The organism is Vreelandella azerica (assembly GCF_013112225.1).
In the GTDB taxonomy this organism is placed as follows: domain Bacteria; phylum Pseudomonadota; class Gammaproteobacteria; order Pseudomonadales; family Halomonadaceae; genus Vreelandella; species Vreelandella azerica.
Genome location: NZ_JABFHI010000002.1, coordinates 687,598 through 713,196, shown reverse-complemented (window position 1 = coordinate 713,196; position 25,599 = coordinate 687,598). Strand labels below are relative to the sequence as shown.

Annotated in this window: 28 protein-coding genes and 2 pseudogenes; all 30 read right to left on the bottom strand. The window is 49.2% G+C overall.

Annotated features, from left to right (window positions below; all coding sequences use genetic code 11):
* Nucleotides 1-113 precede the first annotated feature (113 nt).
* On the bottom strand, nt 114-425 hold the full coding sequence (locus tag HLB35_RS07405; protein ID WP_171702073.1) for a nucleotidyltransferase domain-containing protein: 312 nt from the start codon (nt 423-425) through the stop codon (nt 114-116).
* Complete coding sequence (locus tag HLB35_RS07400) at nt 422-865, bottom strand: nucleotidyltransferase substrate binding protein (RefSeq protein ID WP_171702072.1); 444 nt, start codon at nt 863-865, stop codon at nt 422-424. The genes HLB35_RS07405 and HLB35_RS07400 overlap by 4 nt, the downstream gene beginning before the upstream one ends.
* A gap of 149 nt (nt 866-1,014) precedes the next feature.
* Nucleotides 1,015-2,352 carry a phosphoglucosamine mutase gene (gene glmM / locus HLB35_RS07395; protein WP_171702071.1) on the bottom strand — a complete coding sequence of 446 codons (1,338 nt, stop codon included), beginning with the start codon at nt 2,350-2,352 and terminating at the stop codon, nt 1,015-1,017.
* Nucleotides 2,353-2,565: 213 nt separating this feature from the next.
* Complete coding sequence (locus HLB35_RS07390) at nt 2,566-2,796, bottom strand: hypothetical protein (protein WP_216601430.1); 231 nt, start codon at nt 2,794-2,796, stop codon at nt 2,566-2,568.
* A gap of 115 nt (nt 2,797-2,911) precedes the next feature.
* A complete protein-coding gene (locus tag HLB35_RS07385) occupies nt 2,912-3,145 on the bottom strand; it encodes a DUF2281 domain-containing protein (RefSeq protein ID WP_171702070.1) in 234 nt (77 codons plus the stop codon).
* 291 nt (nt 3,146-3,436) lie between these two features.
* Nucleotides 3,437-4,294, bottom strand: coding sequence for a UTP--glucose-1-phosphate uridylyltransferase (locus tag HLB35_RS07380; protein ID WP_171702069.1), 858 nt, complete (start codon nt 4,292-4,294; stop codon nt 3,437-3,439).
* A gap of 282 nt (nt 4,295-4,576) precedes the next feature.
* Nucleotides 4,577-6,028: a glycosyltransferase family 2 protein gene (locus HLB35_RS07375; RefSeq protein ID WP_171702068.1), complete on the bottom strand. Its 1,452-nt coding sequence runs from the start codon at nt 6,026-6,028 to the stop codon at nt 4,577-4,579.
* 375 nt (nt 6,029-6,403) lie between these two features.
* Nucleotides 6,404-6,778: a hypothetical protein gene (locus HLB35_RS07370; protein WP_171702067.1), complete on the bottom strand. Its 375-nt coding sequence runs from the start codon at nt 6,776-6,778 to the stop codon at nt 6,404-6,406.
* Nucleotides 6,779-6,836: 58 nt separating this feature from the next.
* Nucleotides 6,837-8,384 carry a glycosyltransferase family 2 protein gene (locus tag HLB35_RS07365; RefSeq protein ID WP_171702066.1) on the bottom strand — a complete coding sequence of 516 codons (1,548 nt, stop codon included), beginning with the start codon at nt 8,382-8,384 and terminating at the stop codon, nt 6,837-6,839.
* Between the two features lie 403 nt (nt 8,385-8,787).
* Nucleotides 8,788-8,979, bottom strand: coding sequence for a hypothetical protein (locus HLB35_RS07360; RefSeq protein ID WP_171702065.1), 192 nt, complete (start codon nt 8,977-8,979; stop codon nt 8,788-8,790).
* 302 nt (nt 8,980-9,281) lie between these two features.
* Nucleotides 9,282-9,542, bottom strand: a complete 261-nt coding sequence (locus HLB35_RS07355; RefSeq protein WP_171702064.1) for a hypothetical protein — start codon at nt 9,540-9,542, stop codon at nt 9,282-9,284.
* Nucleotides 9,543-9,664: 122 nt separating this feature from the next.
* Entirely contained in the window at nt 9,665-9,994 is a 330-nt protein-coding gene (locus HLB35_RS07350) for an O-methyltransferase (RefSeq protein ID WP_171702063.1), read from the bottom strand.
* Between the two features lie 677 nt (nt 9,995-10,671).
* Entirely contained in the window at nt 10,672-11,172 is a 501-nt protein-coding gene (locus tag HLB35_RS07345; RefSeq protein WP_422822431.1) for a GSCFA domain-containing protein, read from the bottom strand.
* Nucleotides 11,058-11,498, bottom strand: coding sequence for a GSCFA domain-containing protein (locus HLB35_RS18815; protein WP_422822426.1), 441 nt, complete (start codon nt 11,496-11,498; stop codon nt 11,058-11,060). Before HLB35_RS18815 ends, HLB35_RS07345 begins: the two co-directional genes overlap by 115 nt.
* A 2-nt stretch (nt 11,499-11,500) precedes the next feature.
* Nucleotides 11,501-11,692: a hypothetical protein gene (locus tag HLB35_RS07340; protein WP_171702061.1), complete on the bottom strand. Its 192-nt coding sequence runs from the start codon at nt 11,690-11,692 to the stop codon at nt 11,501-11,503.
* Nucleotides 11,693-11,706: 14 nt separating this feature from the next.
* Entirely contained in the window at nt 11,707-12,693 is a 987-nt protein-coding gene (locus HLB35_RS07335) for a hypothetical protein (protein WP_171702060.1), read from the bottom strand.
* 18 nt (nt 12,694-12,711) lie between these two features.
* Nucleotides 12,712-13,511, bottom strand: a pseudogene (locus tag HLB35_RS07330) (glycosyltransferase family 2 protein).
* Nucleotides 13,512-13,858: 347 nt separating this feature from the next.
* Nucleotides 13,859-14,077, bottom strand: a complete 219-nt coding sequence (locus tag HLB35_RS07320; protein ID WP_171702058.1) for a hypothetical protein — start codon at nt 14,075-14,077, stop codon at nt 13,859-13,861.
* Nucleotides 14,078-15,351 (bottom strand): annotated as a pseudogene (locus tag HLB35_RS07315) (nucleotide sugar dehydrogenase). It abuts the gene before it with no gap.
* A 53-nt stretch (nt 15,352-15,404) separates the two neighbouring features.
* Nucleotides 15,405-15,743, bottom strand: coding sequence for a hypothetical protein (locus HLB35_RS07310; protein WP_171702057.1), 339 nt, complete (start codon nt 15,741-15,743; stop codon nt 15,405-15,407).
* A 184-nt stretch (nt 15,744-15,927) separates the two neighbouring features.
* Nucleotides 15,928-18,075 (bottom strand): coiled-coil domain-containing protein, encoded by a 2,148-nt coding sequence (locus HLB35_RS07305; RefSeq protein WP_171702056.1) that lies wholly within the window; start codon nt 18,073-18,075, stop codon nt 15,928-15,930.
* A 42-nt stretch (nt 18,076-18,117) separates the two neighbouring features.
* The gene (locus tag HLB35_RS07300) at nt 18,118-19,416 is read right to left on the bottom strand and encodes a hypothetical protein (protein ID WP_171702055.1); all 1,299 of its coding nucleotides are present in this window, start codon (nt 19,414-19,416) and stop codon (nt 18,118-18,120) included.
* Nucleotides 19,417-19,568: 152 nt separating this feature from the next.
* Entirely contained in the window at nt 19,569-19,907 is a 339-nt protein-coding gene (locus tag HLB35_RS07295) for a hypothetical protein (RefSeq protein ID WP_171702054.1), read from the bottom strand.
* The gene (locus tag HLB35_RS07290) at nt 19,904-20,692 is read right to left on the bottom strand and encodes an ABC transporter ATP-binding protein (RefSeq protein WP_171702053.1); all 789 of its coding nucleotides are present in this window, start codon (nt 20,690-20,692) and stop codon (nt 19,904-19,906) included. The genes HLB35_RS07295 and HLB35_RS07290 overlap by 4 nt, the downstream gene beginning before the upstream one ends.
* Nucleotides 20,693-20,905: 213 nt before the next feature.
* Nucleotides 20,906-21,058 carry a four helix bundle protein gene (locus HLB35_RS17080; protein WP_235937072.1) on the bottom strand — a complete coding sequence of 51 codons (153 nt, stop codon included), beginning with the start codon at nt 21,056-21,058 and terminating at the stop codon, nt 20,906-20,908.
* 85 nt (nt 21,059-21,143) lie between these two features.
* Entirely contained in the window at nt 21,144-22,586 is a 1,443-nt protein-coding gene (locus tag HLB35_RS07280; RefSeq protein ID WP_171702052.1) for an MBL fold metallo-hydrolase RNA specificity domain-containing protein, read from the bottom strand.
* Between the two features lie 148 nt (nt 22,587-22,734).
* Nucleotides 22,735-23,220, bottom strand: coding sequence for a hypothetical protein (locus HLB35_RS07275; protein WP_171702051.1), 486 nt, complete (start codon nt 23,218-23,220; stop codon nt 22,735-22,737).
* A complete protein-coding gene (locus HLB35_RS07270) occupies nt 23,217-23,516 on the bottom strand; it encodes a nucleotidyltransferase domain-containing protein (protein WP_171702050.1) in 300 nt (99 codons plus the stop codon). The genes HLB35_RS07275 and HLB35_RS07270 overlap by 4 nt, the downstream gene beginning before the upstream one ends.
* Nucleotides 23,517-23,649: 133 nt before the next feature.
* A complete protein-coding gene (locus HLB35_RS07265; protein ID WP_171702049.1) occupies nt 23,650-24,735 on the bottom strand; it encodes a KpsE/RkpR family capsule polysaccharide export protein in 1,086 nt (361 codons plus the stop codon).
* Between the two features lie 3 nt (nt 24,736-24,738).
* Entirely contained in the window at nt 24,739-25,536 is a 798-nt protein-coding gene (locus HLB35_RS07260; protein ID WP_171702048.1) for an ABC transporter permease, read from the bottom strand.
* Between the last annotated feature and the right edge of the window lie 63 nt (nt 25,537-25,599).

Sequence of the window (25,599 nt, the reverse complement as noted above, 5' to 3'; positions counted from 1 at the left end):
CCCTCACGGACGACACGGACAAAGACAAGAACAAGAATAAAAAGATTTTTAGGTTTTCGTCCGTGTTTTCCGTGAGTGTCCGTGGCCAAGAATTAACTTGAATCTGCCCTCTTTTATTCTTGTTTAGAAAACAGCACCTTGCCGACGCGCTGAATATGTGATTTTAGTTCATTGTTCTCAATCTGATCATAGATAGACAGGTCAATTTTATAAGGCAGCAGTAAGTCATCAAGCTCCATTTCCAAGCGATTAAACGTCTGCCAATCCAAGCGTCCTATCAAGGTGATGTCGATATCTGACGAAGCACGATAATTACCCTTAGCACGTGAGCCATAAATCACTGCCTTCTGAATGCCCACGTACCGTGAGAGTACAGATTGCAGTTTTTCAATATCGCCGAGTGATAGGCCAAAGCGAGAAGTCATGCTGGCTTTCCTTGAGCCAAACCACCTTGTTGAATTTCAAGCTGCACGAACGTTTCTTCAAGATCATCAAGAAGTAATGCGTAGCGCTGTTCAAGGTTAGCCAGAATTTCATTAGCCGTTGCTTCATTATAGGTATGCACAGTGCGATTTCTATCCTGCAACATCGCCATCCAGGTATGTCCGTCACTGATCAGACCTGCCTGAAACGCATTACGAATGGCATCTCTTGACCCTGCGATCGTTTCTCCTTGCCAGAGCAAATAATCACGCAACAAATTCCAGGCAAGCTCATAGGTAAATTCGAAGGCCTGAATGGTTCCCTGTTTTTCAAGTTCACTCAATGAACGTTCATGCATCAATGACAAAGCACTATTAAGCTGAGCATGAGCCTTTTTGAAATTCTCAAAACGCTGACGCCAGCGTATATCCTGATCGCTCATACCTCACTCCTCTCTTCAAGCAGCCACGGATGCACACGGATAGCCACGGATAAAACCTTAAAATCTTTTGGGTTCTGAATTTGTCCTTATCTGTGTTGATCCGTGTGTATCCGTGGCCCAACAGATTTTATCTGTGGCCTAAGTGTTTTTCACCCCAGCGCATCGGCAATTTCACGGGCGCAGCGGTGTGCCATCTGGGCATCTTCGGCTTCTACCATGACCCTGATAAGTGGCTCGGTACCCGATTTACGCAACAGCACACGCCCCGTTTCTCCCAGATGCTTCTCAACATTGGTAACAGCTGTTTTAACCGCCTCGACATCCAATGGGTCAACCCCCTGCTCGGCCTGGTAGCGTACGTTGATCAATGTCTGCGGCAGCTTGCGCATCCCTTGTTTGGCGGTATACAGGTTAATGCCACGCTTCTGTAACGACGCCAGTACGCGTACTGAAGCAATAATCGCATCCCCGGTTGAAGCATGATCCAGGCTCAGCAGGTGCCCGGAACCCTCACCGCCAATGCGCCAGCCGGTTTCTTTCAGTTGCTCCATGACATAACGGTCGCCTACTTTGGCCCGTCTGAACGGAATGCCACGCTCAGCCAGCGCCAGCTCAAGCCCCAGGTTACTCATCTGGGTACCTACAATGCCACCGGTGTAGCCTTCTGCCTGAGCCTCACGCGCCATCAGGAATAGCAGTTCATCGCCATCCACTTCAGCTCCGGTGTGATCCACCATCATCAGGCGGTCAGCATCACCATCCAGCGCAATGCCCAGATCAGCGCGTTTTTCGATCACCGCAGCCCGCAGGCTGGCCAGATCCGTTGCGCCGCACTGATGGTTGATATTCACCCCATCCGGCTGGTCGTGCAGGCTGATCACCTCGGCACCCAATTCGCGATAGACGGCCGGTCCGACTTTATAAGCCGCACCATTAGCGCTATCCACTACCACCCGCAAGCCGTTGAGGTTCTGCTGGCCAGGAAAATGAGATTTGCAATACTCAATATAACGCCCCGCCGCGTCATCAATGCGCCGCGCCTTACCCAGTTTTTCAGAACTGACGCAGGTCATGCCGTCTTCAAACGCACGATCCAGCCACTGCTCGATTTCATGCTCCTGCTGATCGGTCAGTTTCAGGCCAGATTGCGCAAACAGTTTGATGCCGTTATCGTAAAACGGGTTATGTGAAGCGCTGATCACCACCCCCGCATTGGCACGAAAAGTAGTGGCAAGATAAGCAATCGCAGGCGTCGGCAGCGGGCCGACCAGCGCAATATTCACACCAGCGGCAGAAAAGCCCGACTCCATGGCCGACTCCAGCATATAGCCGCTCGCCCGGGTATCCTTGCCAATCAACACCTCGCTGACCCCTTCTGCCCCCAACACCTGGCCTGCCGCCCAGCCCAGCTTCATTGCAAAGTCCGGCGTCATCGGAAACTCGCCAACACGCCCGCGTACACCATCAGTACCGAAATACTTACGCATAAAAATCTAGCCCTAGGGTATTTTTGCTAATTGTAAAAAAATTTTGCCATAGACACACACAGAAAACACATACAAAGCCAGCTCTCCCACGGACCCTCACGGACGACACGGACAAGAACAATTCAAAAAATAGAACCCTAAGAGATTTTTGGGGGTTTTAGGTTTTCGTCCGTGAGCGTCCGTGGCATAAAAAAGGTTTTATCCGTGGCTGAACTAACGGTCACTCGCTATCCAAGTACCCAGTCGATAGCGAAGCTGATGTAGACGCGCATCGGAAAGTGTCCCTAACTGCCCCAACAGAAGAGCACCGTCTAACACCGCAAGCCGCGAGAGACGAAATACGCTAGCGACCTTTAAACCCGATGCAGAAAACGCTTCATCATCAGGCATCAGCACCCAGTCCAGGCTTGGATTAGCCTGATGTAACTGAGACGGATCATGCACACCAACCAGTCATCCCAGGTGTCATTTAATTGACGCAATAGAAGTACGGGGCGCTTCTTACTGCTTTTCAAATCCGTGTAAGGAAACGGCATCAACGCAATCTGCCCGGCACGCTTCATTGCCAGCGTTCCTTCAAGTCATACTCGGAGTAGAGTTCTGGCTCCTCTTCAAGCCCACGCATGGCTTGATCCAAGCTCATGGCTTGAAACTGGTTCTCCGACCAATCGGCTTCGGCACTCTCAGAGGCTTCTCCATAGCGCTGCTCCAGAAAAGCGACAAAATCCATCACCTCTTGTTGACGAACAGCGGGAAGACGGCTGACCTTAGCAATAAGCTCTTCAAATCGCATGACAACGACCTCGAAATGATATCACTTAATTAACATCAGAATAGCATAGCGGTAGCGCCTTCCGCAGACTCCACATGGCCGCGCTTAAACAATAAATTAGAGGTTTATCGAGCAAGGTCTATAGCGCCACGGACGCTCACGTAAAACACGGACGCAAGCCTAAAACCCAAAAAAACCTTTTAAGATTTTGTTTTTGAATTTTTCTTGTCCGTGTCGTCCGTGAGCGTCCATGGCATAAAAAAGGATGTATCCGTGGTTATCCGTGCTCATCAGTGGCAGAGTTGGTAAGGGCTACACCTCGTACCCGGCCTCGCGGGCTAGCAGCGTATTTGCCTGTAGCCAGCCTTCGATGTGGCCGCAATCAAACGTGCGCCCGAGCATGCGGAATGCCTGCACAGTCTGGCCTTCCTGCATCAAGCGGTCGATGGCATCCGTCAGCTGGATCTCGTTACCCGCGCCGGGCGGCTGATCGCGTAACAGCTCCATAATGCGATACGGCAATACATAGCGACCAATCACAGCAGAAAGACAGGAAGGCGCTTCCTCAGGCGTAGGCTTTTCAACCACACCGCGCATATCGGCACTTTCACCGGCGTCAGGCTCATCGCAGTCCACAATACCATAGCGCTGCACATCTTCTTTCGGCACGGCTTCCACCATGATCTGGGCCGCTTGGTTAGCATTCCAACGCCCCACCATATCGCCCAGGTCACAAGCGCTGCTTGCCACCTGAGGCTTGACCAGCACATCCGGTAGGATCACCGCAAAAGGCTCGTTTTCATCCAGCAAGTGAGCCGCACAGTAAATGGCGTGCCCAAGCCCCTGAGCATTGGGCTGACGCACACTGGTCACTTTCAGCTGTTTGGGCGAAATGGCCGACAAGGTTTCCAGCAGGGCATTCTTACCCTTGCTGGCCAGTGAATGCTCAAGCTCAAAATGCCCATCAAAATGATCCTCAATGGCAGACTTGCCCGCCCGCGTGACCAGAATAATCTCATTGATACCCGCCGCCAGCGCTTCTTCCACCACGTGCTGAATCAAGGGGCGATCCACCACGGGCACCATTTCCTTGGGAATGGCCTTGCTGATCGGCAGTAGCCGGGTACCAAAACCGGCAACCGGGATAATGGCTTTATGTACTTGCGTCATCAAAATGATCCTTTAAGTCCCCATACCTATTAACAACAAAAGAGTCTGTTTATTTTACAGCGTCTGACGCTGCCTTGTGATGAATTGCTTCGCGAAGCCACCCTACGAAATACCCAGAGATCATCATAACCCTTAGGGTGGATTCTCGGCGGCATACGCCCGGCACATAACCTGAATCAATCAATAAACCCACCGACGGATGACGACGCAATCCACCGATTCCCGAAGCATAAACACATCAACCGCGTACGCTCGCCCACCTATAGCAAACAAGACAAATAATCAGCCGTTGTCTACCAACAACGCTTGTATGTCTTCCTGGGGCACCTGAATACTCTCAGGCGCTGCAAATGCCCGCTCGACACCTGTTGGCGCCACGCGCAGCGGTTGCCTGTTGCGTAATTGGTAAATATGCCACCGGCTCCAGCTCTCCCAATAGGCCAAACGTTGAGGTGACACCGCGTTTTCCTGGTGGCCGGTTTCCTTGGCCGTCATCAAGGAATCATCCCGATGCGCCCCAAAGGCCAAAGGCAGCGTCAGCCCCTTGACAGCCCTTTTGCCAAAATGCAATTTCAACCGCGCCAGAAATTCACTATCTGCACCGGTACGCACCAGATCCCAACCACCCATTTGCTCAATCACCTCACGTCTGAACAAGGGTGAAGACGGGTTCAAACGTGTGAACGGCGCCGTCTGGCGCACAAAAAACTGCCCGTCATCACTCAACCTTACCCATCTGGAGGTTGTTGCAATAACCTTCCTGGATGCCAACATAGGTGCTAGCTGGCGACTGATTTTCTCTGGGTGAGACCAATCATCAGAATCATGGCAGGTAATAAACTCCCCATTTGCGCGCTGTAGGCCATAGGTTTTAGCCACATAAGTACCCACGTTTTTAGGCAATTGATAACACCTTACCCGGCTATCGTGTTCAGCACATGCCTGCAACATCTCAAAGGTGTTATCCGAACTGGCATCATCCACCACAATAATTTCCAGCTGGCGGTGGTGCTGTGCCAACAAAGACTCAATCGCACGCACCGCTCGCGCACCAGAGCAATAGGTTGTCATCAAGACACTGACCAGCGGGCCCTCTGATAACGGCCCAGCCTGTTCGACGCTGGCAGTGGCCAGGTTCATTACGCCCATGGGCGCAGCCGCATCAACAGGCTGAACTTCTCCAAGCCCATGGCTTGCCAGAAAACGGTTAAGATACGCGCCCTGTTGCTTAGTTGATTGAGCTTTCAGGTTACTTTCAACCAACACCGCTTCAGGGTCAGGCTGCGTGACAGCATTCAGGTAAGCGCTCAAACGTGTTTCAGCCACATCTACCTGCCCCAAACGCAGCGCCAGCGCTGCCGGTAAAAACGAACCCCTCAGGCAAACGGGCACTATCACACAGCGATTCAGCCAAAGGGGTGAAAACGCCGCGATTGCCTGAATAAAGGCGGGCTCACGACGCCCCAGCAAACCGCTTTCCAGCAGCGAGCGCGCCACAGCCTCGGCCTTTTCAGCCTCACCCTGCGCGGTTAACGAAGCCGCCCTGGCAAACTGGGCGTTGGCATGATGGGAGTAAACAGGTAAATCAACCACCGTCTGATACATACCCAGCCGATAATGAGACCACACACCCATAGGCGACCGAGCAAAACGATGACCACCAGTGGCAAGCGCAGGAGCGTATTGCTGAATACTTGCATACAACCGCGCTTTCGCTGCCTGAAGAAAAGGCATTCATACTCCTGTTAGGATCAATTATTCGGCGGCTTTATTAACCGGTACGCTTAATTCTAAAAATTGGGTTGTTTATCCACGGGCCAGACCACGTCCAGATGCAGATGTGCATACAGAGCCGTCGCGAGTTATTGCCGAGCTCTGAATCTGATGTCAGGTTGATGCGCTAAAGCGGGATCAAGGTGGTACATCTCTCGCGGTGGTTACCAGTGACAGCAGGCAGCCTGCAACACACGAATACATGCTTGGCCGGTAAAACGCCCAGGTCTGCCTGGCATCCAAGTATAGGTGGCGGCGGCGAAACGGGCCAAGGCGTGAGGGTAACGCCTTAGCCACAAAAAACCGCAACACTAGCCTCGTTAACCAGGTTACGCATCATGCCTCTGCCTCCGGTTCACCTACTCCCCGATGCTCAGGCGGATAGCCGTTCGGCCAATCAGCCTGAACCTTGAACGCCTGATGCAGATGCTCGTCAATCGCTAAACACTCTTGTTCCGTCATGGTGTCGAGGCCTGCTTTATCGACCACGACTTGCTCACATTCCCACTTCGGGTACTGATCCAGGCAGTGCCGTGCCAATAAAGCGCCCACCACCACCGCCCTGGTAGCACGCACGCAGTCCTGAGGCCCGATAATGACTACATTACCCGCCGCTGCCATGGCTTGGTAGCGATCACGCACTGGCTGCATGGCCGGAGAATCGTAGTGACGCCAATGAAACAGCGCCACAGGCTGTGAGACGGAGTACATGCGAATCAATTGCTCTACGGCTTGACGTTCGGGTGAAGCCTCCCCAGATCAGCGACGATTAGCCAATCACACTTGAACGGCAACGGCGTTTTTTCAACAGCTGAGACGGAGCAAAGAAAGGCCGCTGACCGACTTCACAGGGCAGCGTACGAAAAGCGGGCTTACCGGCGGTACGGTGCCACCAGACCTGGGCCTCGCGATAGATACGCCGAGAGCCATAGTGAATGGTGCGCACATGTGTAGGGCCAGTTCGCGTTAACGAGGCGCTGTGCTGCAACGCGAAAGAAAGTGGTATATTAGGTTTGACCGCAACGATGGCGTTCTTTCCAAACGCTGCGCGAATGCGCCAGATAAACTCGGTGTCTCCTCCGGCACGCACCCGGTCCCAGGCGCCAATTTCATTGATTAGCGAACGCCGGAACATCAGCGAAGATTCATTTTCGCGAAGATAGCCCTTGCCAGGCGTGGCACCGATCAGCCTCACGGCGAACTCTTCACTCACCCGGCATAAGCTGCTAATGCAAGCCTGGGCTCTGGGCGCAGCCAGCAAGGCGTTTACTTGCAGTGCAAGTTTTTGCGGATGTGACCAGTCGTCAGCATCGTGTACGGTGATCAGCTCACCTCGCGCCTCGGCTAAAGCCGTTAAGCGCGCCGCATAGGCACCCTGATTGTGCTTATGCTGCAAGGGCCTGACGCGGGAATCCTCTGCTGCCAACCGGTTCAACACCTGCCAGGTGGTATCATCGCTGGCGTCGTCCACGGGTAATATTTCGAGCGCTTGCCAGCTCTGCGCCAGTAAACTACGGATTGCCGTTTCCACGGTGGCAGCTGACCGATAGCAGGGCACCAGAACACTGACTAAAGGGCAAGACTCATTAATAGTATCGACACAGCATTCACCACCACTCAGGTTGGCTAGCGTCAGCGGCTGATATTTATCTCGAAGCATCAACGGCTGGAGCTTGTAGCGCGCTAGTATGACATTGATCTGTGAAAGACGTTGTTCATCTTCTTTTCCCTCGGCCAGCGCCAGATTAGAGCAGGCCAGATACCACTCACTGTCGGGCTCGCCACTCTCTGCCAGAGCAGCCAGCAGCTCCCGGGCCTGTTCGAGACGCCCAAGAGAGATCAGAGCCTCGCACTCCAGCACGCCTTGCCCCGGTTGCCAGCGCCGCGCAGGGTGCAGGCTCCGCGCTAGCACCAAGTAGTGCAGCGCCTGCTCAGTATCCGCGCCATCGGCCAGATACCAGCGCGCCACCACCCATGCCGCCAACGCCTGAGCGCGTGGCAAGCCTAACGGTGCCGACGCAACATACACCAGTGCCGGCAGCGCATAACGGGCATAGCCAGCCCACAGCTTGCGCTCCAACTCCAGAACCGTTGCCATGGTTGGAACATTGGCTTTCGGCGCTACGTTAACAGTAATATCCCACCGGAGTTCAGTACCAAGTGCATTGAGTCTTGGCATCGGCTGCCGTTCAACTTTAGCGTAGCACCACAGCAGCCCTTGCAGTATTGCTTTGACCATGCCCTTCAATGGGCCGTTTATCAGCCACGCCAACAGGCGTTCAAGCTCGCGGAGTGTTTCAAACCTTGAAAAATTCAACTTGAGTCCTGTTCACCGTGAAATGCTTTTACCCAGCAACAATTGATGCTGATTTAAATGTTCATTCGAGCTTTAAAGGCCTCTGAGCCAATTCGCATACAGCCACGCTTTCCCTATGCACAACGAGGGCATGGCTACGCTTGCGTATACTGTAGCCACCCTGGCTTGATTGTACTCGGCTGCAGCCATCAGCAAAGACACTAACTGGATAACAGGCCACAGCACTTTAGGTGCAGGCTGCTGGTAATAATATAAACGCAACCAATAGGCGCAGTAATGCCAATCTTCCTGAAAGGCGAACCAACGTGCCAACATCCAGGCAGCAGAGCGCACATCGCCCGGCGGGCCTTTTTCAGTACATCAATACAGTCGGCGGTATGCTCACGCCGCCATAACTGCTGCATCAGCTCTTAAATGGTTTGTGCGACCCGCACTTGCCTTCCCGTTGGCCACGCGTTGCAAAATGGGCAAGCAGGCTGGGCTCGATATCAGCCAGTTCCGGGTAAGTTTCGGCATAAAAAAGTGAGTTGAACGCGGGACTTGGTTTTTGGCCCAGGCTTTCGCCACAACGAAGGAAGTCTTGCAGCGGCTGCATCCCCGTTTCTTGCACGTCCGGGTAACGCTTGCAGTATCAGGAGGCATCAAAAAAGCCTCAAATTTGGCTGACATATCGCTCCCTGATCATGTTAGTAACATTGGCTGGCGGCAGGCAACAATGGGGGTATCTCGATCACAACGAAACAACAGGATTTTCAAGAGGTGTGGCGATCTTCCGGTAATGAAAATCAAGGCCAAGGTGCCGCTCGTCATAGGCAGTAAATGTATTACTTTCATCGCTGGCTGCTTCTACTGGTAGCGTATTACCAGCTACTCCTTGTCTTACATGCTTCAAGCATGCTAGGCCTTTTTCCAGCGGAAAAACTCAAGATCAAACCCATAAAGTTCTGCCCAACGTTTACAAATGTCTATTTCATCCTGGCGATTGGCATCGTCTATCCAGACTTCAACATCAGCAGCCATGCGTTCATGTAAGGCAGGAACGGCTGGGTAGCGTGCGTAGCTGCAAGTCCCCTCGGGCGGGCCATCTACTACCAGTAACTCAATCTGTTGAATATTTTCGAAATGAAGCGGATACCAGCGAGACTTTTTTTTCTGCATTGACTGGGTTCAGGTGATCATTATGCCAATCAACCAACTCACCGACGCGAAGGTCTACCCAGCCAGTCAGATTTTCATCAACCAATGTTTGCCATGTTTGATTGCCGAATTTTTTAAGATGTTCAACTATACAGCTTACCCTGGTTATTTTGACGTAGTGCGTCTGCAATAACCAGTGTGCTCGCCCCACTCCCTGTCTCGACGATAACCTTTGGCTTGTGTTCAATGATCCAACGGTGCAGGCGTAGTAAAAAATCAGGAGAGACTGGCCAACCGCGCAAAGGCGGCAGACTGCCTTGCAGCTTTAATGAACGCTGAAGCCAAAAGAAGCTCTCAAGCTGTGTGTATATCTGGTCAACTTGACTTTTAATATTTCTTTCTTGCTGATTATTTAGCTTTCTAACCTGATTTGTAAGCTGCTTGACAAGTTCATCCTGTATATTTTGATCCACCAACAACCCCTTTGAATTAATTAACTATAAATCAGAAGCATTATGCCTTTTCGAAAATTCGCATAAAGCAGGTTCCAAATCCCCCTCAGCGCCAATCGCGCCCACAATAGTGGTAAATCTTCAGTCGTTTTTCTAAATTTACTGTTAACTGATGAAGTTTATTTTCAACAAATAAAGCGATATTTTGATTGACTATGTCGCAGTAATATAGACAAAAATTAATTTTGGGAACAGTAGGGTTTTTTTCAAACCTTACATAATAACAGAAGAATGGTAGGCCGCCATGATTCCTCGATCAAAACGCTTAAGAAAAGACTCAGCGGTCGCTATACGGTCGCGTTTCAAATGCACATAAAAGGCATCATTACCAAACCTTGAATGCAACCTCCCCAACATCCATGAAAGACGATTATCCACTTTAATATGCCTTGCTGGGTAGTTTATACGAGATTTACTTACTTTATGAGAGCTCGTTTCGTGACCTTATGTGTAGTTCTTAACATAGCTAAATGACCGAACTAAAGAAACAGAGCCACACCTTCCTATACATAAAACAAACACATTATCAAAAATCAAAAAACACCGCCTCAAGAAAAGCTGGCTTACAAAAATGATATAATTTATTTATATCGTCTCAATACGTTTCATCTGAGGACAATTTTATATTCGCCTCTTAGTTATGAAAATTTTTCCAAGGCTTCTTCATCGCAAATAATTTCGTTATCATCATTGCTTGAAGGCAAAATAAAATCTTTTTTACCAATAGATTTAAAGAAATGCTCCATTACATATCTAACACCAACATCATTAACTTCCCTTAAATTTGGCTGATAAAACATACCTCTAGAAGGGTGGCTAGATATAATTTCATAAGAAGGGAAATAGAAGACATCATCATAATCTTCGGCAAAATCACCAGCGACCGATCTAAGTATAGATTTTGAACGAATAGTAGCGACAAGAACATGATCGTTACTAGCAGTGGCATTTAATGGCACTGGGGAAACAGTCAGCAACATCTTGAAGAAAGGATTTATCTTTTTAACTATCTCTCGGAATTCTTTTAAATCATTATAGATATCATTATACCTGAAATTTTTAAAGTAGAACTCTTCCTCATTATAATTCCCTGCAATGGTTCCAGGGGCTGTAGGAAAAGCAGTATCATCCTTTTTGATAACCATGCTTCTGTTAAACCAAGAGTAAAAACAAAAACATCCAAATTTTCTAGCATTTCTCTTACGGCTTGAAGGTGCTTACTTCTAACTTTATGGACTAAATCTTCTGATTCGTAACCCGCTGGATCAACGGAAGGTCTTAATGCATCAAAGTATCTATTATTTTTTTCCCACACAATTTTTTGAGGAGAGCGAGCTTGCAATGCTTCTTTAACCAATTGCAACAGCTGTCTTGTCGTATAAATATTACCATATCTGCAGCTATAAACTTCATAGCCGAATTTTTTAGCTTGCTCTGGTTTAATAAAATCTGGCCTTGGCTCCATATCTAGATAATTAAAACCACTTTTTGTAAATGACGACCTATATGCTGAGCAAAACAACTTCCAGCTGTAGCTATTTTATCAGTGTCTTTAATTTCTATAGGTTGTGCCAAATCCTGCATATCAAAATAATGTACATCACGAACTGACTTTCCCCAAAAATTTTTGATAGGAAGTTTTGAATAAGGGTTTTTCATAGCAACACCATTAATTATAAGTTAGAAATTTTGCTCTGGATAGCAATCTCATCAGCTTCAAAACCAGCTTCTGAAGCAACAACCTTTAATTCATAAGCTCTGTCTTTTTCATCCTCTTTTCTTAATAATTCATATTTATCTGCAATACCTAGCACACTATTGGTATCATCTTCACAAGCAGCTTTAACCCAACGGCCCCATTCATTTGGTGGAAATCTATGACCAACATAACCTGTATGGTGAGAACTAATAAAAAGGATATATTCTTTATCTTTTTTATTTAAATCATTTATTTTTTGTAAAAAACCAACTGCTTGCATCCAAAAATGGTGGTCAGAAGGATTTTGGATGTAAATAATTTTAACATTGTTATCTTTATATTTCATATAGCAGTCAGCTGCATCCCAAACAACGTAATTTTCGATATCGTTCAAATTTGAAGCGCTCCAACCATATTTAGCATAACGCTCTATATGGCCAGAAAAATAATTTTTAATATTTAGTATTGGGTTTCTTAAAACCACTATTGAATTTTTAATTTTAGCGGCATGAGCAAGTGCTGGATATCCACCTATAGAACCTCCAGAAAACAAAACTTTTGATGGATTAATCTCATCAATTATTTTTTTAAATAAATAGTCTAAAAACACAGGCAAGTCTAAGTCTTTAATCCCAGCGTACCAAGTAACACCTAGCTCATCTGATATATTAAGTGTTGGGTCTGCTATTGAAATTACTAGCGCTCCTTCAATATCTATATTTTTTAAAAAATTTCCTTCAAAAACTGGCAAGGAGCGTTTTTTTCTATCAATGGCACCATGAAAGAAAAAGACTAATTTATCACAAAGCTCTTTATTTTCTGGCTTTTTTATAACTTTTACTGGAATATCCGCACACTCACAGTTAATAGAAACTGTAACATTCTTCCAATCTTTATATCTATTACCATCAAAAGCATGACTTAAGAATTCATCAATATTTAGAGCATTATCCAAATTCATATACTTCACCTAAATAAATCAAGAAACGTTTGATAAAACATCGCAGTTGGGCACTTGCATTTCAGCTTCTGCAGTATACCTTCTTTTCTTTAATGGGAAGTCTAAATATGCATTATCTATATTCAAAGAATTTTTATGCCAGCACACCCAAGAATCGCGATATGTTTTACGAGAATTTGACAACCCGCCATTATTAGAACGTATTCCATGATCAGGATGATTTGTTAAGCTAGTTTCTAAATCTAAGCAAATCATACCAATTTGTTTAAAATTCTTAAATTCATTACCTAATAACTTCTCTGCTCGCGCTATCATTTCGCTATCAGCACCAAACCTTACTGAGTCCCAATAGCCAAGCACTTCTTTTATGAATTTTCTTTCAAACATACAAGAGATTGACGCTTTTCGAGCAGCACCATCAAAAGAAAACCCTGTAACTTTGCCAATACTCCCAAAATAACCACTCGGTCTCATTCTTAGCATATGAGTAAGACTTGCCCTTGGATAACCATTCTTTTTAATTAATTCTATATGTTTTTCAATACGCTGAGGATGAGCCCAATCATCAGCATCATGGCCAGTTATATAATCGCCTCTTGCTTCTTTCAAAGCTATATTCTTCGAAACATATGGCCCTACATTAACTTTATTACTTATAACTTTAACACGCGAGTCACTCTCTTTTATTTTTTTAAAAAACCAGCAGTCTTATCTGTACTACAATCATCGACTAAAATAAGCTCAATATTTCTCCAAGTCTGATTGAGTATTGACTTAGCAGCATAGTAGACTGTATCTTGAGAGTTCCATACGGGCATAATAACAGTTACTAACTCTGCGTCAATATCCTCAAACCTCCCCTCAGTATAAAACCTAGATATCATACCCTCTTCGCGATCGTCCTTAAGCAACAATTTTGATATATTGAAGTACTCAAGATATTTATTAAAGTAATCTAGCCATCCTTTTTCATTTCCTTTTTCTAGCTCACAGTTTGCCAATATTATATTTTTAGTATAAGCAAGTTCTTTTGGTAAATTATCATCTAAAAATTTAATAGCCTTATTTTTAAAACCTCTACTTAAAAGATTGTTAGCTGCCCACAATATACAGTCTTTCTGTGGTTCCCTCCCACTTTTATAGCAAAGGTAGTGAACAAGAGGGTTCATCCCCTTTTTTCAATTCCAGGACGAGTATCAAAATGAAAAGAGGAGCTAAAATTTGGACCAGGATCTCGACGCAGCAACCCACCATACTTATAAAAATGCTCCACGGGAGCCATACCGGTCTTAGCAACATCTGGATACTTTTTTAAATACCATTCCTCATCAAAAAGATCTGATTTTTTTATTCTTAAAATTTCTTTATCGTTTACCTTATTCATTTAGAGCCTCACCTCACTCTTGCCTTCACTACTAAGTACGCTTTTCATATCAAAATATGTAGAAACATCTTTCCCAAACTTATAAATATCACTGCCCATGGCTTTAAATTCATTATGCGCTACGGCAATTACCACAGCATCATATTTGCCATTATTCAAGCTGGACACCATGCTAACACCGTATTCGTGCATGGCTTCCTCGGGGTCTACCCAAGGGTCGTAGATATCCACGACCATGCTGTAGGATTTCAACTCGGTAATCAGGTCGATCACTTTGGTATTACGAATATCCGGGCAGTTTTCCTTAAAGGTCATGCCCATTATCAGCACCTTGGCGCCTTTGATCAGTTGGCCTTTTTCAATCATCGCCTTGATCAATTTGGAAGCAACAAAACGTGCCATACCGTCGTTGATTTCACGCGCCTTACGAATCATGTCCGGGATATGCCCTACCGACATGGATTTGTGTACCAGGTAGTAGGGGTCTACCCTATGCAGTGGCCACCCACCAGCCCGGGCTGCAGCTTGATGAAGTTCCACTTGGTCGCTGCGGCTTCAATCACGTCGTTGGTGTCTATCCCCAGATGGCTAAAGATCATCGCTAGTTCGTTGATCAAGGCAATATTGACATCCCGCTGGGTGTTTTCAATTATCTTGGAGGCTTCTGCGACTTTAATGCTGCTGGCCTTGTGGGTGCCTGCCTCAATAATGTTGCCGTACAGTTGATCAACAAAATCAGCCACTTCCGGTGTGGAGCCTGAAGTAACTTTCATGATTTTGGTGACAGGGCGCGCTTTGTCGCCCGGATTGATACGCTCCGGGCTATAGCCCGCATAGAAATCTTGGTTGAATACAAATCCTGAAACAGTTTCAACTACAGGTATGCACTCTTCTTCTGTTGCGCCTGGGTAAACCGTGGATTCGTAAATCACAATATCACCCTTTTTGACAACACGCCCCAGCATTTCAGAGGCTTTGATCAGCGGGGTCAGATCCGGTTGGCGGTGGTCATCAATCGGTGTAGGTACCGTCACGATCAAGACATTGGCAGCTTTCAAGTCTTCTTCATTACAGCTGAAGGTAAGGTTAGCCGCTGCTGCCAGTTCCACCTCGTCCACTTCCCGGGTGTTATCTTTCCCCTGCTTCAGCTCTTCTATCCGCGCTGCCTTGATATCAAAACCAATGGTCGGGAAGTGCTTGCTGAAGGCTACTGCCAGAGGAAGACCAACATAGCCAAGGCCAAGGATTGCAATCGTAGTATTTTCCATTTGCATGGAGACTGACTCCTAATCATGTTATTTGCCTAAAGCAAACATATGGTTATTCATTAAGCAGAGGTTGGGTTGTTACGTTCTTCCAGCATGCGGGTAAGAATGGCCAGTTCTTCAAATCTTTCGTTGATATTGGCATCTTTTTCCTGCAACTGACGCTTTAAATCAGCAATCTGTTCGTTCAGCTGTTGTATTTCCTTACTTTCCAGCACTTGCTTTATACCTGGAGGCTTTTCACCTTCACCTGCCGCTATACTTTGTTCACATAAAGCGATGTTAATATCGAAGAGCTTTTCACCGTATTGTTGCGCTGCTTTACTGTAAAGCTCTTTCGCAGCTTTATAATCACCCTGATTAAAAGCATCGTGGGCGCGTTTGACGAGGTCTTTTTCCATGAGTGTCTCGTGAGTGGTGAGTGGTGAGTGGTGAGTGGTGAGTGGTGAGTGGTGAGTGGTGAGTGGTGAGTGGTGAGTGGTGAGTGGTGAGTGGTAAGTGGTCGAGCGAGTGGGGACTCTCTGTACTCAACACACTATGTTTATGGCTCACTGTTCACTTTATCCACTCTTATTCTCTTTGCACCTACCCTTCTACTCTGAGGCTTTGGGTATTGGGTAGGTTTAGCCAGTGGCCAGGGCGCTGGCGATTTTCTAGCAGTTTATTCCAGTTTTCTTGCAAATTGGTTTCCTGCGGCTGGCTGCTGCCTTCCAGAACGATATCCAGGCGCTGGGTGGGCAGTTGCTGTAGCAGCACAGGCAGCGTCACTTCACGGCTGTGGCTAGCATCGGGCAGGGCTTCACCCACTATTACCAGTACCCGGGCATCGTCGGGTAGCCATTGGTTAAGCCGTTGTAATGTGGCATCGGCTGCGTAGAACAGTGCTGATTGGCCGTTGGCCTGACACTCTACCCAGGGGGCATACACCACGCTCACCGCTTGCGCCAGCGTCTTATTACCAAGACGTTGCTTGAGCGCTTCACTGGCGGCTTTCTGGTGCTCAATGCTGACGACTGCCTGGGGCAGATCCGCATTGGAAAGCGTCACTTCATTGTCTTGCTGTTCGCGCTGGCCACCGCTGAGCCTTCGCTGCTGTTGACGAGTGTTAAGTATCGCCTGAGCCAGCAGCTCGGTGGTTTCTGAGCTCCCCAGTACCACGACAACATCATGTTGGGTAGTTTCGTAGTGCTCCAGCAGCGCCATGGCATAACCCGGGGGCAGTTGAGTACTTACCGGCCGCTGGCCATGCTGCAGGTAATGAGTCAGGGCCTGTTCGTCACGCTGCTGGCGGGCGCTGCGGGTCACATGTTGACCAAGGGCATTGGTAGTTTGCTGGATATAGGTTTTCTGCTCACCGAACAGCGCTTCCAGCTTGCCTTCAAGCTGTGCAAAGCGCTCATTGCTTTGCTGAAGTGCGTCCAGCTGTTCGCTGAGCTGGCTGATGGTGGCATCTCTTTCCTTCAGCGCTTGCTGGGCATCTCTCAGCTGAACTTTAGCTTCTTCATGCTGTTTCTTGCGGTCTGCGAAGTAACCATTATATTTTTCTCGTTCTGCTTCTGTGGCCTTTAGCCTTTCCTCAAGGTTAGCTGCTTGCTCTGCCTTGGTATGGAGTTCGCCCTGTAAGGTTGCAATCTTTTCTGCACCCTCTTCAGCCTGCTGCTTGCGGCTTAAAAACCAGCCGTGGGTTTCTTCAAGCTTGTGTTGTAGTTCCTGATGGGCTTTTTCAATCTCCTGACGCTGCTTTTCAGCCTGTTGATAGTTGCCCTCGGCAGCCTCCAGTTTTTGCTGCGTTGTTTTCAGCTGCTGGTTGGCTTGCTCAAGCTTTTCAGCCGTTTCTTTCTGTGCTTGCTGGTGCTGCTGGCTAGCTTTTAATGCTTTGTTCAGACGATTTTTCAGCGTGTCGCGTTCTTCACTAAGCTGCTTGAACTGCGCCTGCTGTCTGGTTAGCTGTGCCTGCTTGTCTTCCAGCTGTTGCTGGGCTTGCTGCTTGTCCTGTTGATAGATTTCTTCCAGCTGTTGTTTCAGGATCCTTCTTTCTTCAGATGGTGATCTGATGCATAGCCAGTGCTCAATATGCGGGTGCCGCTCCTCTTTGCGATGCACCACACTAAAGCCTGTTTTTTCAAGCGCTGTTGTCCAGGCCTTGGCCGATAATGCTTTTGGTGACTGCTCTGCTGTGCTGACGCGTATCATCAATACGTCTACATTTTTGAAAGCATCTTGGCAGGCATTCAGCAGATCTGCCTCACAGAAATAATCAATAAACACCCACTGACCAGCGCTTTTCCAGTGGGTGGCTGCCCAGCTGGAAAGGCTTTTGGGTTCACAAGGCTGCCGCTGTGTTTCTGAGATATTGGGCCATAGCACGTTAAGGGCGTCGGGGGCCAGCACGCCGCTTTCCGCGGGCAGGCTTGCCGTATAAAAAGTGTTTGCCTGATTGGCACTTGCTTGCATTACCTGATTGTGCAGCTGCCATTCTGGATGTAAAGCTTGCCAGACAGCGACAAGATGCTCGTATTGATCCTTATTGCCTTCTATTAAGCAAACGTTTTTGACCCCGTTTGCAGCAGCCCACTCAATCGCGGTGCTTTTGCCTTTACCGGCACCGAATACGGTTAACTGCGATAGTGGCAAAACACGGCCCAGCGCCTCAAGCCATTGCGCCTGAGACAGAGTTTCGTTGCCGGTCGTAGGCTGTGATATGAAGGGTTGGGCATTGGTTGCAACCGTCATGGCAAACTCTCTGATGAATGTTGGCAGTTAAAGAAAAGGGGCTTAGCGCTGGCGTTCGCGGCGAAACGCCTTGGCCTCACGGCTGAGCGCAAACGGTAGCCTGAACCAACCAATGGGTGAGCCTGCGTTTGCCATGATTGCCTGGCCCAGGCGGTAGGATAGGTGTTGTTTCACTTGGTCTGCTTTATCGGCATCGGCGTAGTGAGCAATAGGCGGTAACTGCTCCCCTTTTCTTGCTTTCATATCCTTTTTATAGGCGCTGTGTGCTCGTTTTAAGGCAAACGGCAGGAAGATAAAATCTGTGATGCTGTGGCTGTTGACCACCACGGCTCCCAGGCGGTAGGTCAGCTGGCGTTTAATGCGGTCATCGGCACCGTAATAAGACTTTGAGGGTGAGTGGCTTGCTTGGCTGGCTTTGCCAGAGGTGTACAGTTTTTCCAACTCTTCCTGTACTAACTGCAATTGCTGGAGTAATAGGCTGTTTTCTTCTTCCAGCTGTTGGGTATTGGCGCCTGCTGCGTTAGCTACGGATTCTTTTAGCTCACTGTTTTCTTTTTCCAAAGCGTTCTTTTGAGTTTTTTCTTCATCAAGAGTTTGCTGAAAAAGATTGATGATGCTACTAAGTGCCAACTGATGCTCACCAAAATACTGCCATGCGTCTTGATCCGTCACGGCTTGAATATTTTCTGCGGGTAGCAGTGCACTGGATTGCAGTTCTTCATACACGGTTTGTGCTGGGTGATGGCTGGCAACCTGGTTACTCAAGAAGTCTTCCAGCGGGGCAGCCTTTAGGCTTTCATACTGTTTTTCAGCTTCTTGGCCCAGTGCTGCCAACGCATTGGCCAGTGGCTCTGACTTGGCTGAGGGTGTGGCAGGCACCCCCGCCTGTTGAGCTGAAATGCCTGGCATTGCCTTAAGTAGTGCTGCGGGCTGGCTTAGCAGTTGCTGGGTGTTGGCGAGAACACAACGCTCCGAATGGCGAAGGTAAAAGGCCAACATGGCGCCGTGGTACGCCGCCCAGTTATCCAGGCATTCCTCAGGGTTGATGTCTTTCTGCTGGGTTAATGCTTGTTGCAGGGCAGCAGTTGGCGACTGGTACACCAGCAGAAACATTGTCTGCTCGTCCAGCTGGTGCCACATATCCAGCAGCAGCAGGGTTTCTGGGGCCGCCCACCCCCATACGGTTTCCTGCTCAATATTGCCCAGCAGAAAATCCAGCGCCAGGCCCTGCCATACAGTGCTGGGCATCACCTGGCTCAGCTGGCCTTCTTTTCGGGCTTGCGTAATAGAGGGCGCGTTATGATTCTTTAATAGCGTGGACTGGATTTCTTCAACACGCATGCCTTCCTTTCGGGAAGGAGCAGCGTGTAATAAGCCGTGATGTTGAAGCAGAGCTTCTGCGTCTAAATACCCTGATGATGGATGGCCGACAATGGCAATGCGTTTCACTGATTCAGGTCTCCTATGCGGGTGTTGGGCGTTTTACTCGGCCATTAATCGAGGCCATCCATTTCTTCCAGGGTGGTCTCTGCCTGCTCTTTCTGGCGGTGCGCTTCTTTCAATGCTTTTTCCAGCGTGGCCTTACGGGCGGTTTCCCACTGTTCAGCCTCTGCCTGTTCCAGTAACCGGGCAAACGCCTGGATACTCAACTGTGCCTGATTGATTTGCGCCTTGGCTTGCTGACGGGCACCGATTGGCGTCTTGTTGGTGACGTCGTTCAGTTCGGTTACCTGCTGATTGGCTTGTTGGCGAAGCTGATTAAGCAGCTGCACCTCTTCCTTCGGCCATTTTTCAAGTCTCGCCTGCTGAAGCCGCTGACCAATGCCGTTCATATGCTGGCGAGCTGCTTTGAGTTCTTTCTGCAGTTGCTGTACCTGCGTCTTATTGAAGGTGGTTGGGTCACCTTCAATAATGGGCGACGTTTCTTCTTCGCCCTGCTCGGTGGCTTGTTTTTCTCGTCGACATCGCTGTGGTAGGCCAGGATGGCTTCGTTGATATCGTCGTACCAATAAGCTTGGCCCTTCTTGATGTATATGCCTACCTGGCAGAGATCGCGCAGTATCCCTTCGCCGTGAGAGACCATGATAAGTGATGCCTTACCTATTTTTTCATTGAACAAGGCCTTCGCTTTTTCCTTGAAGGCACGATCCCCTACGGCAGTGGCCTCATCAGAGATATAGACATCAAAATCAAAGGCAAGGGAAAGCCCGAAAGAAATGCGCGATTTCATGCCTGAGGAGTAGGTTCGCACTGGCTCGTCAAAAGCCTCGCCTATTTCCGCGAAATCCTCGACAAACTGGATGACCCGTTTGACATCTGCAGGCCCGCTGCCTTGGGCGCGTGCGACAAACTTGACGTTCTGCCGGCCTGTCATGTTGTTTTGCATGCCCCCGGCCAGGCCCACCGGCCAGGAAACGCGGCTGTGGCGGATTACCTCTCCCCGCTCTGGTGTATCCATCCCGGCAATAAGGCGTAACAGGGTGGATTTACCCGCGCCGTTGGCACCAATCAGCCCGACACTCACACCGTTGGGAATGGTGAAGTTGATGTTTTTTAGTACCCAATCGCTGCCGTGGTGGTTGTGGTAGCGCTTGTAGAGGTTTTTGACTTCGATCATTTTGGGCTAGTGAATGGTGAATGGTGAATGGTGAATGGTGAATGGTGAATGGTGAATAGTAAACTCATGAGGCGTTGAGGTTTTATCGACTTTTCAGGTGATTGATCAAGCCGCCTAATTGAGAGGATATTTGCTGTAAGCTATTGATGCATATAGAGACATCACTTAAATAATTTAATCGGTCTGCTATGAGCACCTGAGTTTCAAGCTCGCTTAGTGCCCCCGGGCGATATGTAGAAATCGAATAAATTCTAGTGTACTCCCTCTTGCAGCACCTTCCGCAATATTGCTGGGTACCGATACTGCACAGCGCCTCATCTGGCTAATAAGACCATAACGCTCATCACTAGGGAATGTTTTCGTCATTCCATAAATTAATTCAACCAAATCCATGGACTGTTGCCATACACGCAGTTCCTGGTGTTTTCTCATCTTCGGCCTCCATGCCTACTCACCACTCACTACTCACCACACACCACTCACTACTCACCACTCTCAAATCTCTGCCCTTCCAAGCATACATGGCGTCCAGCTTCTCTTTGAGCGCCTGGCGGGCGTGGGTTTCGCCGTGTACCAGGTGGATTTTGCTGGGCCAGCGGCGCATGCGTTTGACGAAGTTAAGCAGGTCTTTCTGGTCCGCGTGGGCGGAGTAGCCACTCAGCGTGGTGATGCCTGCCTTGATATCGATGCGTTGCCCGTCGATTTCCACCCAGCCGCCTTGGGGGCCGTATTGCTGGATATCCCGCCCTGGGGTGCCTGCTCCCTGGTAGCCGACAAACACCACTTGATGGCGTGCGTCGCTAAGCATGGCTTTCAGGTAGTTCATGATGCGCCCGCCTGCGCACATGCCGCTGGCAGCGATTACGACGGCTGGCCTGCCAGTTCTGGCCAGATAATTCACCGTTTGCAGGTGTTCTTCGTGGCTATCCACCGTGTAGAGGTTCTCGAAACTCAGTGGGTGGCGGCCTCGTCGCAGGTGGCGTTGGGCTTCGGCGTCCCAGTAGGGCTTGAGTTCCCGGTAGACTTGAGTAAACCGCGCAGCCAGGGGTGAATCCACGATAATTTCCAGAGACTGCCACTGCGATGGCTTGGCCGCGTGAATAATGCCTTCCAGTTCGTAGAGTAATTCTTGGGTGCGGCCAATGCTGAACGCCGGGATCATCACCGTGCCGCCATTGTGAAGCGCCTGTTCAACCGCCTGCTTCAGGCTTGCCCGGCGCTGGCGGCGGTCCGGGTGGCGCTTGTTGCCATAGGTGCTTTCCAGCACCAGTTGATCACAGCTGTAAGGCGATCTGGGTGCAGGCAATAGTGGCGCGTAAGGAGCGCCAAGATCCCCAGAAAACACAATTCTTTCTTTTTTGTCGGCATCCTGATGAGCAATTTCAACGTAGCTGGAACCGAGGATATGCCCGGCCCGCTTGAGTTTGATCCGGGTGGTAATGCCTTTCACATCTGGTGCTTGTGCTTTTTCGTTGATCACCGTATGCCACTGGCCATAGGGCAGACTGACGACCTGTGATTGCAGCTGGGCCTGAAAGCGTTGGATCAAGTGAGTATTGCGGGTGAAGCCGATTTTCAGGGCGTCTTCAATGGCTAGAGGCAATAGCTTGGCAGACGGTATGGAGCAGATAATCGGCCCTTTGAAGCCAGCGGCCAAAAGGTAAGGCAAGCGGCCCACGTGGTCGATGTGTACATGGGTGATAATCAGCGCCTTGAGGGTGCTGATATCAAAGCTGACCTTGAGCTGTTCGAACTGGGCGCTTTCATCCTGCTCGGCGTCTTCGCCCTGGAAGAGGCCGCAATCAATCAGCAGTGAGTGATGGTGGTTCAATACCAGCTGGTGGCAGCTGCCGGTCACACCCTGGGCGCCACCATGGTGGATAATATCAGCCATGAAAAGTCCTTTTTTGGCTACGGAGAAAAGCTGTTTTGCCACGGACACTCACGGAAAACACGGACAAGGTCAAAAACAAAAACAATAGAAATAAATAGGTTTTGTCCGTGCCGTCCGTGAGGGTCCGTGGCAAGAAATACACCACTCACTACTCACCGCGATTCAAGACTGCACTTACTTCTTTTTCTAAGCGCTCGGCAAAGTACGTCAATGTTTCGATATTTTGGTGTGCTGTGATCAGAGCGTTATGTAATACAGGGGCCTCTTCAATGTACTCATGAATCATCTGATTTCTGAGCTGGCGTAACTCTACCCACTTTTCTGTAGAAACCAACCAGCCAAATTTTTCGGCTTTATCCAGGTTGATCAGCAATGCTTTATCCGGCTCACCTAAAGCACGCAGCAGGGTAGGAAGTAGCTTATCGCCCAGAGTATCCTGTAAGCGACAAAAGCGGCTCGCAAAAGCTTCTAACTTCAGAGCTAATTCAGGTTTTTGATCAAGCATTTCAATATCGGAAAGCTGCAAGCTATTGCCAAAAATCTGTTGATCAGCATATTGCAGGTGCATTATTTCCTTACTGACAACACGCAGCAGAAACTCAAGTCTGCTTTGAACATGAGGTTCAAGCGTCATAAGACAACCCCTTGGGTTTTGGCTATCTGATGGATGCTGGTGTGAGTTAGATTGGGGGCATCCAACACAACATCAATTTTTCGATCACCCAGCGCCATTATCATTTTTGCCTGTGCCTTGGCGATACACCTGGCAGGTTCTTCTATAGGCGCATCAAGGCTGACCATTAAATCGATATCTCCACCTTTTGCGGTGTCATCCATACGGGAGCCAAACAACCTAACGGATGCGTGATTACCAAACACATCAGTAATAGCGCCTTTGATGACATTGATTTCGTTTGGCTTCAGACGCATGTTTTTACTCTATCAATATGTTGCGTGAGGCAGAGGTAATCCGGTTTTCAACCCTTAGACTGCCATTTAATAAAAAGGGGGCATTTTCGAAGCTACCCCCAAACTGTCATTTTTTGCCACGGACACTCACTACTCAATCCCTGTGGTCCTTGATGATCATGATCATCATGCTGAGTATCAGCGCGAGGAAGAGTGTGATGATGGCAAAGACGGCGCTGTTGTAGAGGCGGTCCGGCTCGGTGGGGTATTCCGGCATCAGTGGGCTTTGTAACACGCTGACCTGCTTGAGCTGGCGGGCGGCTTCCAGGCGCGTGTTTTCAAGCGCGGCCAGAGCACTTGAGTAGGTTTCCTGGGCGAACTGAGCGCGCAGTTCCAGCATTTCATATTCCGCAGATACACGGTTAAGCGAATCTCCGGCGGTTTGGGCCAGGCGGTCACGCTGACGGATGATCTGATCGCGCAGGGCTTCAATTTCCCGCTCAACGCTGCGCAGCTGTGACGACTGGGCGCTCTGGTAGCTGGCCAGGGCATTGCGCTGGGCCTGCAGGCGGGCCAGATCGCCTTCCAGGGTGGCAACGACCTGATTGATATTTTCGACGGTGGTAGTCGGCGAGACCAGGCCGTATTCATTCTGGAACTCAAGCAGCTGGGTGCGCGTTTCTTCAAAGCGCTCCTCTAGTCGCACCATCTGGTTTTCCAGAAAGGTGACTTGTTCTTTAGCAAGACGATGGCCCATCTCATTCATATGATCTTCACCGGCCTGCAACAATTCGGTGGCCAATGCATGGGCAAAGTCCGGCGTGTAGGCTTGAACACGGATATTCAATACACCGGCGTATTCATCCAGCTCCACCTCTACCCGGCGCAGGTAGTAATCGTGAAGGTCTTCGATGGGGCCATCCGGCATACGCAGGGTAGCAAAGATGTCGCCGTGCTCACTGTAATGGGCACGAAGGTCAAGCTCTTCATCCAGGTACTTGAGCATATCCACCGAGAGCAGATGCTCACGTAGCAGCAAAAGGTCTGCCGTGCTGCCACCTCCCCCACCCATCAGCGAAGACAGGCTGATTTCCGGGGATGCCACCTGGGGGCTTTCAAGTACCACAGTGGCGTTGGAGACATAGCGTTCCTCGGCCCAGATAAACCAGTAAAAGCTCACCAACACAATTGAAATAAAGGCCAGCAGCCAGTGGGGGTTTTGACGTATAAAACGTTGCATGAATTATTTTGCCTTTAAGCGTTCAGCAAAGCGCAGGTGAAGCAACAGCCCCAGTGCGATAGTAGATAGCGTAAACATCCAGAAATACAGCATGCTGGTGCCGTTGACGACCTGGTATTTCTCGAAAAAGCCCAGACGCAAGGTTTCCAGCCCATGGGGAATCGGGTTGAGCATCAGGTATTCCAGCAACCAGTGGGGCAGCTGGTTAAGCGGAAAGATGACCCCGGATATAATCAGCAGCGGCAGCGATGCCACACGGATCACCCGCCCCACTTCCGGCACCATGGTGGCCGCTACTGAAGTGCAAAGCCCTAATCCTAGCCCGAGCGACCAGAGTGACAGCCAGGCTCCCATGGCACGAATGGCGTTATCTGGGTACATATTCAGCCCCAACATCAGGCCGCCAACAATAAACAGAAGGAAAACAAAGGTGCGCAGCATGCCTTCAAGAAAATTGCGCACCAGCACAGGGTCTACCGGTCGCACCTGTCGGTAGGCAAACAGCGCACTGTTGGCGTTGATGGCGCCCATACCCAGCATCATACCTTCACGCACCAGGAAAAACCCCATCAGCCCAGCAATCATCCAGGGGATAAATTCGGCATTGACGATCAGGCGCCCGCCGCGAATAAAGCTGCGGATAAATACCATGATGCCCACCATGGCAACAGGTTCGAAAATCATCCAGAACCAGCCCATGCGGTCGGCCATGGTGCGTGAAATGGCTTCGCGCATAAACATGGCATACCAGACGCTGCGGGTAACCTGCCAGGGCGTGCGGGATCTTCTTACATCAGCCATAGATTAGTGGTTCGTGAGTGGTGAATAGTGAGTGGTGAGTGGTGAGTGGTGAGTGGTGAGTGG

Coding starts and splice junctions, on each gene's coding strand:
- HLB35_RS07270 (WP_171702050.1), bottom strand. CDS start 23,516: ATGCGTCTGAAGCCAAACGAAATCAATGTCATCAAAGGCGCTATTACT.
- HLB35_RS07290 (WP_171702053.1), bottom strand. CDS start 20,692: ATGATCGAAGTCAAAAACCTCTACAAGCGCTACCACAACCACCACGGC.
- HLB35_RS07340 (WP_171702061.1), bottom strand. CDS start 11,692: ATGAAAAACCCTTATTCAAAACTTCCTATCAAAAATTTTTGGGGAAAG.
- HLB35_RS07360 (WP_171702065.1), bottom strand. CDS start 8,979: ATGCAGCCGCTGCAAGACTTCCTTCGTTGTGGCGAAAGCCTGGGCCAA.
- HLB35_RS07385 (WP_171702070.1), bottom strand. CDS start 3,145: ATGCGATTTGAAGAGCTTATTGCTAAGGTCAGCCGTCTTCCCGCTGTT.
- HLB35_RS07355 (WP_171702064.1), bottom strand. CDS start 9,542: ATGCAGAAAAAAAAGTCTCGCTGGTATCCGCTTCATTTCGAAAATATT.
- HLB35_RS07295 (WP_171702054.1), bottom strand. CDS start 19,907: ATGAACGGCATTGGTCAGCGGCTTCAGCAGGCGAGACTTGAAAAATGG.
- HLB35_RS07265 (WP_171702049.1), bottom strand. CDS start 24,735: ATGCAACGTTTTATACGTCAAAACCCCCACTGGCTGCTGGCCTTTATT.
- HLB35_RS07380 (WP_171702069.1), bottom strand. CDS start 4,294: ATGACGCAAGTACATAAAGCCATTATCCCGGTTGCCGGTTTTGGTACC.
- HLB35_RS17080 (WP_235937072.1), bottom strand. CDS start 21,058: ATGACGAAAACATTCCCTAGTGATGAGCGTTATGGTCTTATTAGCCAG.
- HLB35_RS07335 (WP_171702060.1), bottom strand. CDS start 12,693: ATGAATTTGGATAATGCTCTAAATATTGATGAATTCTTAAGTCATGCT.
- HLB35_RS07300 (WP_171702055.1), bottom strand. CDS start 19,416: ATGCGTGTTGAAGAAATCCAGTCCACGCTATTAAAGAATCATAACGCG.
- HLB35_RS07275 (WP_171702051.1), bottom strand. CDS start 23,220: ATGACGCTTGAACCTCATGTTCAAAGCAGACTTGAGTTTCTGCTGCGT.
- HLB35_RS07310 (WP_171702057.1), bottom strand. CDS start 15,743: ATGGAAAAAGACCTCGTCAAACGCGCCCACGATGCTTTTAATCAGGGT.
- HLB35_RS07375 (WP_171702068.1), bottom strand. CDS start 6,028: ATGCCTTTTCTTCAGGCAGCGAAAGCGCGGTTGTATGCAAGTATTCAG.
- HLB35_RS18815 (WP_422822426.1), bottom strand. CDS start 11,498: ATGGAGCCAAGGCCAGATTTTATTAAACCAGAGCAAGCTAAAAAATTC.
- HLB35_RS07400 (WP_171702072.1), bottom strand. CDS start 865: ATGAGCGATCAGGATATACGCTGGCGTCAGCGTTTTGAGAATTTCAAA.
- HLB35_RS07320 (WP_171702058.1), bottom strand. CDS start 14,077: ATGAATAAGGTAAACGATAAAGAAATTTTAAGAATAAAAAAATCAGAT.
- HLB35_RS07280 (WP_171702052.1), bottom strand. CDS start 22,586: ATGGCTGATATTATCCACCATGGTGGCGCCCAGGGTGTGACCGGCAGC.
- glmM (WP_171702071.1), bottom strand. CDS start 2,352: ATGCGTAAGTATTTCGGTACTGATGGTGTACGCGGGCGTGTTGGCGAG.
- HLB35_RS07260 (WP_171702048.1), bottom strand. CDS start 25,536: ATGGCTGATGTAAGAAGATCCCGCACGCCCTGGCAGGTTACCCGCAGC.
- HLB35_RS07370 (WP_171702067.1), bottom strand. CDS start 6,778: ATGTACTCCGTCTCACAGCCTGTGGCGCTGTTTCATTGGCGTCACTAC.
- HLB35_RS07305 (WP_171702056.1), bottom strand. CDS start 18,075: ATGACGGTTGCAACCAATGCCCAACCCTTCATATCACAGCCTACGACC.
- HLB35_RS07405 (WP_171702073.1), bottom strand. CDS start 425: ATGACTTCTCGCTTTGGCCTATCACTCGGCGATATTGAAAAACTGCAA.